This is a genomic window from Bacillus sp. BSL6 (genome assembly GCF_052928345.1).
In genome coordinates this window covers 100,339-113,584 of sequence record NZ_JAVGCW010000006.1, presented here as the reverse complement: position 1 = coordinate 113,584, position 13,246 = coordinate 100,339, and the positions used below count along the sequence as shown (strand labels likewise).

The window sequence follows — 13,246 nt, the reverse complement described above, 5'->3', positions numbered from 1 at the left end:
TAATGAAACGTTACGAAAGAAAGTGGAAGCATATTTGTTTGAAACGTGTGGCACATCGTAGTGTCCAAGAAAGCACGGAACCTAAGACTGAAACGCGCAAAGAGCAGCAAGAGAAGCAATTGGTTCTACAAAAATAGCAATCACTTTTTCGTATATAAATGAAGGTCGATCGTTCGTTGGGGGATGGACGTGAAATTACTTTCAGCTAAGGGGTATTGTCTGATATATAATTTATACGGCAATAAATAAGCACAGAGCATACGGCGCTCTGTGCTTATTTTTATTTATCTTTTTTGAATCGAACAGTTTTGTCCCAGCCAATGACTTGTTTCTTGCTCTTTGCACGTAAGTATAAGATTAAGCTACGAATGAATAAGTACGTAAAGAGCTGTGCGTACGTAAAGTACATGATCACACTAATAAAAATATTAGTTGGTGTAAAGGTTCGTTCCACACTCTGGGCACTAAATAATTGAGAAACATATGTAATGTATGCGACATACCACATGAATAGTAGCGGAATGCTATATTGAATTTGGAATATCCCGAGTAACCCAATTACAAACCAAACGTTCGAAATAATTAAGAATAACCAAAATACAACATACACTAAAACTTGTTGTAAAGAATGGACGAGAAGTTTTCCTTTAAAGAAACTTAATGAAGAAAACATTTTTTCTAAAATGTACAAGTTCCCTTGAAGCCAACGTGTACGCTGCTTAATAAGGATTTTTAAATGTTCAGGTTCTTGTTCCCATGTAACCGATTCTGGAACGATTGGCAGGAGATAGCCTTTTTGTGTAATTCGTAATGTTAATTCAGCATCTTCTGCAATTGCATAAGGGTCATAGCCGCCAAGTTCCTCTAATGCAGCGCGGCGAAGAAGCATGTTTGTTCCTGTTAGTGAACCTGTTTGGAATAGTAACCAACGTCCGGATTGCATAAGGAGCTGGAAGATTTGAAATTCTAACGAAATCATTCGTGTTAGCCAGTTTCTTTTTTCATTTACAGTACGAACATGCCCAACAGCTCCAACAGCATCCTCGGTTGTTTCAGCGTGTTCTACGAGCATTCGCAGTGCATGTGGTTCAGGCTGGTTATCTGCATCATAAACACAGAAGTATTCACCATCTGAAATACTAAGGCCATAGTTTAATACACGTGATTTTCCTTTTGGTTCACCAGGTGGAACGCGAATGTGACGAATATGAGCATAAGCTTTGTCAAAATCGTCACCAATTTCAGGTGTCTCATCTTGCGAGTTATCGTTCAATAAATAAACAGTTAGTTTGCCTGGATATTCAATCTTCGCCATCGCCTCTAAAGTATCTTTAATAACGACCCCTTCATTGTGAGCTGGTATTAAAATATCGACGCTTGGGTAATGTTTTAGCGTACGATCTTTTCGTTTACTATTTCGGTGAACTAGACCTGCGAGTGTTAAGAAAGAATAGTAAACGAGTAAGCCAGAGAATAGAAAGGCTGTAAAAATAAGTACATACTTAATCGAAAATGTGATGCTAATCCAAAAAACAAGTACGCAAAACAAGAGGAATAAAAGAAGTATAACGAGTGTCATCATAATAACGTCTGTCCTTTGTTCCCAATTTGCTCGCGTGAAATTTTTATATCTTGGATCGCTTCAGCAGCAAGCCATTGCTCCATTTTTGGCTTTAGGCGGTTCATTACAATGTCAGCACCGGCTTCATTTGTATTTTGTAATAAAATAACGAGCGTATTATTATCATATTTAGCAGCAAGGTCAAAGTCAGCTCTTACCGTTCCAACTAATAAGGAAGCTACACGGTCCATAACACTTTCCTTCGTATATTTACTAAAGGAAGTGAAATCAAAATAAATCATAACGCCTGTTTCATTACGACGATTCATTGCATTGATTAATAATGCTTGTCGTCTCTCAAATTCTTGTCTTGTTAATAATTTCGATTCTCCGATGTATTGTTCTAACGTTCTCACACGTTCGGTTAATTCTTTATTTTCATGAATAACCTTCTTTAATAGATGAGTGGAGATATATACAATGAAGAAATTTGCTGCCATTAGGAAGTGAGTAATAATGTATTCCCATTGTTCTGATGTACTCCATAAGTAAAGCCATGCTTGGTAGAACAGGTAGAATACCGAAATAATGGTTCCTAATATGAAGAAAACAAATGCAGTTTTATCAGGCAAAAATAGAAATAGTACATTAACAATTACATATATAATTGTAAAAATGAGAGCATGCTCATATTGCGTTACATGTACAGTTGTAAAATAAAATAAAATTTGTAAAATCCACATAGAGAGGACTTTATAGAAGTTATCTTTCACAAAACTTTCCTCCTTAAAGATAATCCATACAAGGATACTTGTAGTATGCGCAATTATTAAGAAATAGACCGGATGACTATATTCTTTTTGAGAGAGCAACAATAAGTAGTATCCCTCTTTTGTAAGAAAAAATAAACAGACTTGATAATTATTGTATCATAATGTTTTTATATTTCGGCATAAAGTATTTAATATATACTAAGAAAATAAAAAGTCCCCTCTTTAGAAAGAGGGGACTTGCTGTATTTTATAGGAACATCATACCTGCAACTGCTGCGTTTAAGAAGTTAGCTAGTGTACCAGCGATAACTGCTTTAATCCCTAATTGTGCAATTTGTTTACGGCGAGTAGGAGCTAATGTTCCTGTTACACCTAATTGAATTGCGATAGAAGAGAAGTTTGCGAATCCACAGATTGCGAATGTTAAAATTAGATTTGTTTTTGCAGAGAACTCTGCCATATGTGGTCCTAAGTTTGCGTATGCAACGAATTCGTTGATTGCAAGTTTTTGACCGATAAAGCTTGCTGCTTGTACAGCTTCACCAGGAGAAACCCCGATTAAAATTGCAAATGGTGATAGTAAGTAACCGAAGATTAAATCAAGGCTAAGTTTAATATCGAACCAAGAGCCAATCCATCCTAATAGGCCATTTAATAAAGCAATTAATGCGATGAAAGCCATTAACATTGCTGCTACGTTAATAACAAGTTGCATACCTTCTGATGCACCACGTGCCGCAGCATCAATAACGTTTGCATCTTCACGCTCTGTAGAAAGTTCAACGTTATTATCTACTTTTTCTGTTTCTGGCATAATTAGTTTTGCAATTAATAGACTTGATGGAGCTGCCATAATTGCTGCTGCTAATAAGTGTTCTAACGGAATACCCATTGCTGCATAGCCGACAAGAACTGATCCAGCAACAGCTGTCATACCGCTTACCATAATAGCGAAGAATTCACTATTTGTTAAACGTGCTAAGTAAGGTTTGATTAAGATTGGAGCTTCAGTTTGTCCTAAAAATACAGTTGTTACTGAGTTTAAACTTTCTGCTTTAGAAGTTCCAAGAAGTTTACTTAATGCACCACCAACGATACTAACAAATTTCTGCATAATACCGAAATGATATAAGATTGCTACTAATGAACTAATAAATACGATTGGAAGTAGTGCTTGAATAACGAATACAAATCCCCAAGGTCCTTTTGCGTTGACTAAATCCCCAGCAACGAACTTAATTCCCTCGTAAGAAAAATTAATTAATCCTTGAACGCCATCTGCAGCGTGTTTTAAACCTGCTTTTCCGGCATCCCATCGTAATACGATAAATGAAAATGACATTTGTAATGCTAGCGCGATTAAAATCGTGCGCCAATTAATAGCTTTGCGGTTGGAAGATAGTAAGAAAGCGATTGCTAATACTCCAATCACGCCGCCAATTCCCCATAAAAGATTCATGCAGTGTATGCTCCTTCCTCATAGTAAAAAAATGTATAAAACAGTTGTCTATACTTCTGCAAATATAACATCTTAAGTAACTTATCATAATGGACATCAGAGGTCAAACGTCTAACGAAAAGTTTAAATAAAAAGAAAATTCTTCAAAAAAACACATATAAAATGATTAGACATGAAATAGGTTATGTTTTTTGTGTAAAAATATACATTATGATAACGTTATGGATCATTATTGTAGAATATAGTGTATGAAATAGGAAAATAGATACATTATTTTTTTAGGGAAATAGGTTATACACATTAAAAAAGAGCCTTCTAGTAATCTAGAAGGCTCTAAAAATATAACTTAAGGTGCTTTCGTATAACCTAAGAAGTGCTTACTCCAATAAGAATTGCTTAATGAAGCGATTGCTACACCTTTATCTCCAGCTTGGATAAATGATCCGCCCCCAAGGTAAATACCCATGTGAGAAGGACCCGATTTATAAGTGTTTTGGAAATAAATTAAGTCGCCTGGTTGTGGATTTGAAGTTTGTGGTAGGCTACCCCAATATCCCGCAACACTTTGACGGCTAATGTTATGACCAAATTTCTTAAATACGTGGTAGATGTAGCCACTGCAGTCCACACCGTTAGCAGAAGTTCCGCCCCAAACGTATGGTACGCCTTGCATTCCTTTTGCATATGCAAGTATAGAAGAACTGTTGCCGCTATTATTACCTGTATTGTTGTTATTGTTTTGATTGTTATTTTGATTGTTGTTAGGCTTATTATCTACTGCGCCGCCAACTGGTGTTTTAGAAAGGTAACGTGTTCCGATATAACCAGTTTGACCGTTGTAGTTAATTTTGCTCCATCCAGAGTTTTCAGAGATTACTTGAACCTTCTGTCCTTGTGGAAGTGCGCCTATGATTCTATAATTTGTACCTTCACCACTACGTACATTTAAGGCAGAAGCATTAATGTAGTAGTCACCAATTGCGCCTTGATTAGGTTGTTCAGGTTGTTTTGGTTGCTCAGGAGTAGTAGTGCCACCTTTAACGAATTTCATGAATTCGCTACTAACGTAGCCTGTTTTTCCTTGATAGTTAACTTTAAACCAGCTACCTTCAGAGCCAATTACGTTTAATGTCGTACCATTTAATACGCCACCAATTACGCTATGGTAAGTAGCAGGACCTGTACGAACGCGTAGAGATGTTGCGTTAACAACGTAAGTACCACCAGTTTGAACAGTTACATTATTGTTTTGGTTATTATTTTGGTTGTTATTTTGGTTGTTTCCTTGTGTAGCGTTATCGCTAGAACCGCCTTTTGTTACGTAGTCTTTGCTTACGTAAGCCGTTTGACCTGCATAATTGATTTTGAACCAATCTTGAACTTCGCCAACAACTTGTACTACTTGTCCTTTTGTAACAGAACCTACAGTTGTGTGAGAAGTGCTAGGACCTGTACGAACACGAAGGGAAGATACATTTACTGTATAGTTTCCGCTTGCTGGTTTTACAGATTCTTGGTTGTTATTATTCGTATTGTTGTTTGAAGAACCTGTATTAGCAGAAACGCCAGATACAAATTCACCACTTACATAACCTACTTGTCCATTATGGTTGATTTTTACCCAACCATTTTCTTGACCAATTACGTTTAATGTTTGTCCTTCATATACACGTCCTGAAACAGAACTAGAAGTGTTAGGAGCGGTACGTACACGTAATACATCAGCAGTAACTTTATTCTTTCCACCTGTTGTACTTACATTGGAATTGCTTGCACCATTTTTTGATATAAATTCACCACTAACAAAGCCTGTTTTTCCATTAATGTTAATTTTGTACCAACCATTTTCTTCGCCAATCACGTTTAGTGATTGACCGTTATAAACGCGCGAGATGATGTCGTGAGAAGTACTTGATCCTGCACGAACATGTAATACGTCAGCGTTTACCGTATAAGATGAGCTGTTTGATGCAGAAGCTTGGACAGTTGTAGCAGCTTTTTGTGTATTTTGTTCAGGGGCAGCTTGAACACTATCAAGTGTAGGTGCTGCTCCTCCTGCTACAGACACTGCCGCAAGACCGGCAAGGTATTTTTTCATAATTTGTCGATTCCTTTCTGTCTGTAATGTAGTGAAGAAATATTTACCAACTGTTAAAAATTCTAAAGAGCATGTCGATTACTGTCAAGACTTATGCGGGAATCTGAATATGACAAAAAGATTACAAGAAAAAATCAAGGCATAAATCTATACCTTGATTTCCATTTAAATACATATATTGAATGTAGAAAGGATAGAAATTATTCGTGTTTAAGAAGATGACATATTGGATTGTAACAAACTCTGAGAAAATGATCGTTGCAGCATTTTCGTGATAGGGCCAACTTGACCATCTCGGATTGCGGTTCCATCAAGATGAGTCATCGGCAAAATTTCAATCGTCGTTCCTGTAAAAAAGCATTCATCCGCTTGATAAACATCACGAACGCTGAAAAGCTCTTCTTGTACTGGAATACGAAGGGTTTTCGCTAAAGAAAGAACATATTGACGAATAATGCCATTTAAAATAAGGTGATTAGCTGGATGTGTGTAAAGAGTTCCGTTTTTAATTAGAAAGAAGTTAGAGTGGCTACCCTCAGTTACAGTACCATTTCGTACGAAAAGGGCCTCTTTACAACCTTTTCGTTCCGCTTTCGTAGTAGCTAATATATTCGGTAATAAGTTTAATGATTTAATATCACAGCGTAGCCAGCGCGTATCCGGTTCTGATATGGCACGTACACCATATTCAATCCATAACGCTGGTCTTTCTTTCTTTGTAATATAGGCATAGATTGTTGGAGGGACGTCATATGAGAACGTATGGGTACGAGCTTGTACACCACGAGATACTTGCAAATAAATCGTTCCATCTTCGTGGAAATTATTATTTTCGATTAGTTTATAAAGTAGGGTAATCAGTTCCGCTTTTGAGAAAGGGAGTGTTAATTCTATTTCTTCCATGGAGCGATATAATCTTGTGATATGCGGATCTAATAAGTGAAAGTTCCCTTTATATAGACGAATAACCTCGTAGACACCATCACCAAACTGCAAGCCTCTTTCCTCAAGGTCTATGTACGTTTTTTGTTTCGTTGTATCAATAACTGCATCATTCCAAAGTACAAATCTTTCATATGCCAATTTTCGTCCCATCCTTTCGTCAGTGCATAAGTAAAGTGAAGTTTTCATTCATTTGGAATAAAAATCACTACAGTAATTTTTATGTGAGTAATTCTTTACATATGACGTATATGTATTTGTAAATGGTAGAGAAGTGGTAGTGATTTACAGCATTTCGTATATACAAATTCGAAAATAAGAAATAAGAATCCTGCTTTTAAATAAAAAAAAGCAACATTCTTATGGAATGCTGCACAAGGAGGGTAGCTATTTTTCATAGGGACATCGTCTTATTGAATGTTTTGTGTATGGAAACAAAACAAAACATATTGAAAGACAATTATAAGAAAGTAGAAATAAACGATTCACATATTTCTTTAAGGGATCTTATTACAGATGAGAGATAAGAAATATATAGAACCTCGTTTACATATTTTATTATAGAGATACTTCATTAATTTTATATGAATATTTGGTAAAGGTTATGTAATGTTAAAGTTAATGAATATAAGTAATTGTATGGAGGAATATAAAAAAAAAGGCTGAGATTACTCAGCGCTCTTCTTTTCTTCTTTAATAGCTGTCTTTACTTCACCAGTTTTGATCTTGTTGCTTTCAGAGAAGCGAAGTAAGTCACCCTCAATGATTTTGTCAGACATGCTCAATTCATTTTGGGCGCGATCAATAAGTGGTTGAGATTCTTCTTTTGGTAGTTGTACAACTTCACCAGTAGCACGGTCGTAGAATGTACTGTTCGTGTACATGTACTTATCTGTAACGAAGCTACCATCACGAAGAACAACGAACCCTTTATTGTCAGGTGAGAATACGTCATGACCGAATCGAACGTCATTCGTAGAGTCTACACCAAGTAAGTTTAGAATAGTTGGTTTAATGTCAATTTCACCAGTTGGTTTTGAAATTGTTTTACCTTCTTTTTGACCTGGAACGTGAATAAACATTGGTGTTTTTTGTAAGTTCATATGGTCAAACGCAGTAATTTCTTCTTTTCCTAAGAACTGTGCCATTGCACGGTTATGGTTTTCAGAAATACCGTAGTGGTCACCGTAGAATACGATAACTGAGTTGTCGTAAATACCTTCTGCTTTTAGACGTTCAATAAAGTGTTTCATTGCTTCATCTAAGTAGCGAGCTGTTACCATGTAACGGTCAAATACGCCATCACCAGAATTGTATTCATCAATTAATTTTGTATTGTCATCATAAGTGAATGGGTAATGGTTTGTTAAAGTAAGGAAGCGAGTATAGAACGGTTGCTTCACTTGTTTTAACATATCGATAGATTGATCAAAGTACTCGATATCTTTTAATCCCCAGTTTAATTTCGTTTCTGGCGTAATCTTATAGTCAAGCTCGTTGTAGTAACGATCATAACCAAGTGCCGGATACATAATGTTACGGTTCCAGAATGTTGCGTTGTTTGCGTGGAATACTGCAGTGTAGTATCCTTGCTGACGTAAAATTTCTGGAGTTGCTGTGTATTCGTTGTTACCGTGTGTGAAGAATACAGCACCACGGTCTAGTGGATACATTGAAGTATCTACTAAGAATTCAGCATCAGATGTTTTTCCTTGCCCAGTTTGATGGAAGAAGTTATCAAAGTAATAACTTTCTTTCGTAAATTGGTTTAAGAATGGTGTAACTTCTTGTCCGTTAACTGTTGCACCAATTAAGAATGTTTGTAATGACTCAAGAGAGACAACGATTACGTTCTTCCCTTTTGCAGTACCAAACATATTTGGATCTGGTTTGCTTTGCGTTGTTTTTACGTAGTTCTCTGTTTCCTGTAACTTACTACCGTCAGCAAATGCCTTTTGTGAACTTGATTTTGCTTGTAAGCCAAGATCATACACTTGGTGTACATATAAACCTAAGTTTTTAACAAGCATAACGCGGTCGAATGAACGTGTTAATAGTTCTGGACGCTCAGCTTCTGCCAATCCTAAGTTTGCGAAGAAAATAGCAATTGTTGACACGAAGTATAGGGAACGCATTGGGCGTGCTACACGTTCTGTCGGTGCAAAATTCTTCATCTTCTTCAATAAAATGAAGAATACGATAATATCAGCAAATGCGAGGATAATTTTGTAGTTAAACAATTCTTTTACACTAGAACCTAAACTTCCGAAGTTAGATGTTTGTCCTAGTACTGGTAAAGTAACGAAGTCATTGTAGAATCCGTAGAACATTACGTTACCAACAAGAACGATTGTTAAGACAAAATTAATTCCAAGTGCTATATAGTTACGTTTTTTCCCTTTTGCAAATAATGCAAGACCAACAAGCAGTAATGATGCTGCTAATGGGCTCAGGAATAAAATGAATTCTTGCATGAAAGATTCAAGTTTTAAATCAAAGCTTGTGCGTGTAATAAGATATGTCTTCAACCATAAGGCTAAAGCTACGAATGCAGTGAAACGCACATTTTGAAATTGTGATTTCAAGGTTTCTTTCATTCATTTCCACCCTTTCTCTATCAGGCTTGGTCGATTTTGGAGCGAAAAATGCTAAAATAAAAAATACATAGTTTTCTTGGCCATAATTAGAGGTTCTATATTCACCCATATACGACTATAACTATGCATACCCTTTTAGTTTCTTGTGTTACTCATAAGCATAACGTCATTTCTGTATTATACAACAAAATTCATTTCTGAGAAACACTATAACATTTTACATTTTTTGTATGAGATTTGTCACTACCAGAGAAAACTTTAACATTCGTTTATATGTCCGTCAACTAGAAAATATAACAAAGGTAGAGCAGAATGTTAAGTGAAAGTGAAAAATCTCTTGTTGAGAAATAAGAAATGACAATGGGTAAGTGGTTATCTAGAAACCTATTATATGAAGGGAAATATGTAAAAATTAACGAACACTTGTTCTTTTCGGGTTTGTTTGTTACAATGAAAGTTCATTGATAGATTATGTGTAATTTTGATGAACTTTTACTGAAAACATATTGTAGCTTATTTCTTTTAAAAAATAGGGAGGCCTTTACATGGAGCAAAAATTTTCAGTTGAAGCATTTTGGAAGAAAGTAAAACATGTCGCAAAGCAGGCAGGGCAGTCAGTTATTTATGCAAGTTTACTGTTGTTTTACGTTTTGCAGAAACCAGATGTTCCAAAACGAGTGAAAATTATTGTAATTGGAGCACTTGCTTATTTTATTGCACCGATTGATGCGATTCCAGATTTCGTTGCTGGAATTGGTTATACGGATGATTTAGGGGCGTTAATGGCTGCATTATTACAAGCGTCGCTATACGTCGATGATGCTGTAAAAGATAAGGCGCGAGTGAAGTTGGCAGAATGGTTTGGTTCGGATATAGACACATCCTTTATCGATCAGAAATTAGATCAATAGGTAAGAACTGTCACATGGTGACAGGGCGAACGTAAGCGAGGAAGTGCATTATGCCATCAGGAAGAACGCATACGAAAATAAACTTAATATCCCTTCCGGTTGTTTTGTTTATGCTCTTTTCGTATGGACTAACAAATTTTGATTTTTTATTAACTTTTGCAATTGGCTTTTTAGTAGGTACTACATTTTTAACACCGGATTTAGATACGTATAGTAATGCGTATAATAAATGGGGATTCCTACGTATATTTTGGTATCCGTATAAGAAGGTGATGCCGCATCGCTCCTTCTTTACACACACAATTATACTTGGTGATGTGATTCGTATTGCATACATGTTAATTGTGTTTTCTCCGTTTTTATTCCTATTAAATGTAATCGCGCTTGACGGGAATTTAATAGAAATGGCGAAGGAACATGAGGTTGAAATTGTAACGTTCGTAATGGGAATTGTTGTGGCAAGCACGCTTCACATTATAGCGGATAAAGTGAATACGCGACGCAAGAAAATGATGAGAAAAAAGAAGAAACGCAGAAGATAAAAAAAACCGTCCCAAAAAGTATTTTGGGACGGTTTTTTCTTATTAATCAAACGTTTGTTTAAAATTAAGCTTTCAGTACTTTTATACCTTTCACGATGTTCCAAATGAAGTAGTATAAGCTAATGATTCCGCAAATACATAAGACAATCATTGTACCGATGCCCAGTGTTACATCCGGTTGATCAGATCCAAGACCCATAACTCCTAAAATAATCATGCCAATGAATGTAGCAATACTTGGGATAATGTGTGTCCATAGAGCACGTTTTGCATGTGGTTTCGTTTCCGCGTCTCCCACAATCCACACAATAATCGGGAATAAGATAGGGGCAAATAATACACTAAAGTATGATAAAGCTGCTAATATTTTGTTTCCGTTCATATATATCACCTCATAAATAATATCCGTTGTTATACCTTTATTATGCAGGAAAGGTAGCGAGCTTGCTATCGATGAACATTACAAGAACGTGACGATTTTGTAAGATTTTTTCGTTAAATGATAAAATTTTCAAAAAAATCTTTTTAAATGGAAATTGTTATGGTACAGTATAAATGAAAGTTATTGAAAACGTTTTCTTAAACGTTTTTTTATTTTTAGACTTAAAGGTATGATGACCTGATAGTCTATTGATGAGGTTATTCTATTTAAAAGGGGATTCTTTAGGGGGAGAGAATAATGAACACATGGACACAAGTTTATGATCCGTTCGGAAACATTTGGATTTCGGCAGCGGTCGCACTTATTCCGATTATCTTTTTTTTCTTAGCTTTAGCAGTTTTCCGCATGAAGGGGTATGTGGCAGGATTTATTACAGTTGTACTGACAATTTTAGTGGCGTTATTCGCTTATAAGATGCCGTTCACGATGGCAATGGCAGCGACCGGATATGGTTTCTTATACGGATTATGGCCAATTGCTTGGATTATCATTATGTCGGTATTTTTATATAAAATTTCTGTGAAAACAGGTCAATTCGATGTAATTCGTGCATCTGTATTGTCCATTACGAATGACCATCGTTTACTCGTTATTTTAATCGGTTTTTCATTCGGAGCATTTTTAGAAGGGGCAGCAGGATTTGGTGCACCAGTCGCGATTACGGCAGCACTTCTTGCGGGTCTTGGGTTAAATCCTTTATATGCAGCGGGTCTTTGTTTAATTGCAAATACAGCACCAGTCGCTTTTGGAGCGATGGGAATTCCAATTACAGTTGCTGGACAAGTAACAGGTATTGATCCACATAAAATTGGACAAATGGCTGGACATCAATTACCGTTTTTATCATTATTTGTTCCGTTCTTTATCGTATTTTTAATGGACGGATTAAAAGGGGTAAGACAAACATGGCCTGCTTTACTTGTAGCGGGTAGTTCGTTTGCCATTACGCAGTTCATTACAGCGACATTCTTAGGGCCAGAACTTCCGGATATTACGTCGGCACTTGTAAGTTTAGTTAGTTTAGCGCTGTTCTTAAAAGTATGGCAACCGAAAGAAATTTATCAATCTGGGCAAGCAAATAGAGAAGCAGCTGCAACAACAGCGGCATCGATGCCGAAATTAACGTTAGGAAAAGTAGTAAAGGCATGGTCTCCATTTATCGTATTAACGGTTATGGTAGTCATTTGGAGTCAAAGTTTCTTTAAAGCATTATTTGCTCCAGGAGGCGCGTTAGAAAGTCTTGTATTTAAGTTTGAAATTCCAGGCTTGCACAATTTAGTAATGAAAGCAGAGCCTATTGTAAATAAAGCGACGCCTTACGAGGCAATTTTGAAGTTCGATGTATTATCAGCAACGGGAACAGCAATTTTAATTGCTTGTCTCATTTCCATGTTTATTTTGAAAATGAGTGTAAATGATGCAGTGGTAACATTTAAAGAAACTTTAAGTGAATTAAAAATGCCAATTCTATCTATTGGATTTGTATTAGGATTTGCATTTATTGCAAACTATTCTGGGCTATCTTCTACACTAGCATTAGCACTAGCAGGAACTGGCGGACTATTCCCGTTCTTCTCACCATTCTTAGGATGGATCGGTGTATTCTTAACAGGATCTGATACGTCAGCGAATGCATTATTTTCAAATTTACAAGCAATTACAGCGCAGCAAGTCGGTGTATCTGAAGTACTTCTCGTTGCAGCGAATACAACGGGCGGTGTAACCGGAAAAATGATTTCTCCGCAATCAATTGCCATTGCTTGTGCAGCAGTTGGACTTGCTGGAAAAGAATCAGATTTATTCCGGTTTACAGTGAAGCATAGTTTGTTCTTCGTAATAATTGTGGGGATTATGACTTATGTTCAGGCCTATTATTTAACTTGGATGATTCCGTAAAGAGCGAGAGAAATAAACTTTGCAT

11 protein-coding genes are annotated in these 13,246 nt (G+C 36.3%); 4 read left to right on the top strand and 7 right to left on the bottom strand.

Features of this window, described 5'->3' with window-relative positions; translation table 11 throughout:
* Positions 1–2: 2 nt before the first annotated feature.
* Positions 3–137 (top strand): hypothetical protein, encoded by a 135-nt coding sequence (locus RCJ96_RS19640; RefSeq protein ID WP_000833067.1) that lies wholly within the window; start codon positions 3–5, stop codon positions 135–137.
* A 143-nt stretch (positions 138–280) separates the two neighbouring features.
* Here the strand turns inward: RCJ96_RS19640 and RCJ96_RS19635 are convergent, their stop codons facing one another.
* From RCJ96_RS19635 to RCJ96_RS19610, 6 genes are all read right to left on the bottom strand, one after another.
* Positions 281–1,582: a glycosyltransferase family 2 protein gene (locus tag RCJ96_RS19635; protein WP_416504032.1), complete on the bottom strand. Its 1,302-nt coding sequence runs from the start codon at positions 1,580–1,582 to the stop codon at positions 281–283.
* Positions 1,579–2,334, bottom strand: coding sequence for a GGDEF domain-containing protein (locus RCJ96_RS19630; RefSeq protein WP_074606576.1), 756 nt, complete (start codon positions 2,332–2,334; stop codon positions 1,579–1,581). Before RCJ96_RS19630 ends, RCJ96_RS19635 begins: the two co-directional genes overlap by 4 nt.
* 247 nt (positions 2,335–2,581) lie before the next feature.
* Entirely contained in the window at positions 2,582–3,793 is a 1,212-nt protein-coding gene (locus tag RCJ96_RS19625) for a NupC/NupG family nucleoside CNT transporter (protein WP_001051025.1), read from the bottom strand.
* Positions 3,794–4,139: 346 nt separating this feature from the next.
* Positions 4,140–5,891 carry a C40 family peptidase gene (locus RCJ96_RS19620; protein WP_416504033.1) on the bottom strand — a complete coding sequence of 584 codons (1,752 nt, stop codon included), beginning with the start codon at positions 5,889–5,891 and terminating at the stop codon, positions 4,140–4,142.
* Positions 5,892–6,101: 210 nt separating this feature from the next.
* Entirely contained in the window at positions 6,102–6,986 is an 885-nt protein-coding gene (locus RCJ96_RS19615) for a D-amino-acid transaminase (protein ID WP_001998631.1), read from the bottom strand.
* 515 nt (positions 6,987–7,501) lie between these two features.
* Entirely contained in the window at positions 7,502–9,430 is a 1,929-nt protein-coding gene (locus tag RCJ96_RS19610) for an LTA synthase family protein (protein WP_000665331.1), read from the bottom strand.
* 545 nt (positions 9,431–9,975) lie between these two features.
* On the opposite strand from RCJ96_RS19610, the gene RCJ96_RS19605 reads away from it, so the two are divergent.
* Together RCJ96_RS19605 and RCJ96_RS19600 are read left to right on the top strand one after the other, a co-directional pair.
* Complete coding sequence (locus RCJ96_RS19605; protein WP_000435501.1) at positions 9,976–10,341, top strand: YkvA family protein; 366 nt, start codon at positions 9,976–9,978, stop codon at positions 10,339–10,341.
* Positions 10,342–10,391: 50 nt separating this feature from the next.
* A complete protein-coding gene (locus RCJ96_RS19600; RefSeq protein ID WP_001139083.1) occupies positions 10,392–10,883 on the top strand; it encodes a metal-binding protein in 492 nt (163 codons plus the stop codon).
* Positions 10,884–10,947: 64 nt separating this feature from the next.
* On the opposite strand, the gene RCJ96_RS19595 is transcribed toward RCJ96_RS19600, so the two are convergent.
* Positions 10,948–11,265: a DUF4870 domain-containing protein gene (locus RCJ96_RS19595; protein ID WP_061529301.1), complete on the bottom strand. Its 318-nt coding sequence runs from the start codon at positions 11,263–11,265 to the stop codon at positions 10,948–10,950.
* Positions 11,266–11,562: 297 nt separating this feature from the next.
* On the opposite strand from RCJ96_RS19595, the gene lldP reads away from it, so the two are divergent.
* Positions 11,563–13,221: an L-lactate permease gene (gene lldP / locus RCJ96_RS19590; protein ID WP_416504034.1), complete on the top strand. Its 1,659-nt coding sequence runs from the start codon at positions 11,563–11,565 to the stop codon at positions 13,219–13,221.
* The last annotated feature ends 25 nt before the right edge of the window (positions 13,222–13,246 follow it).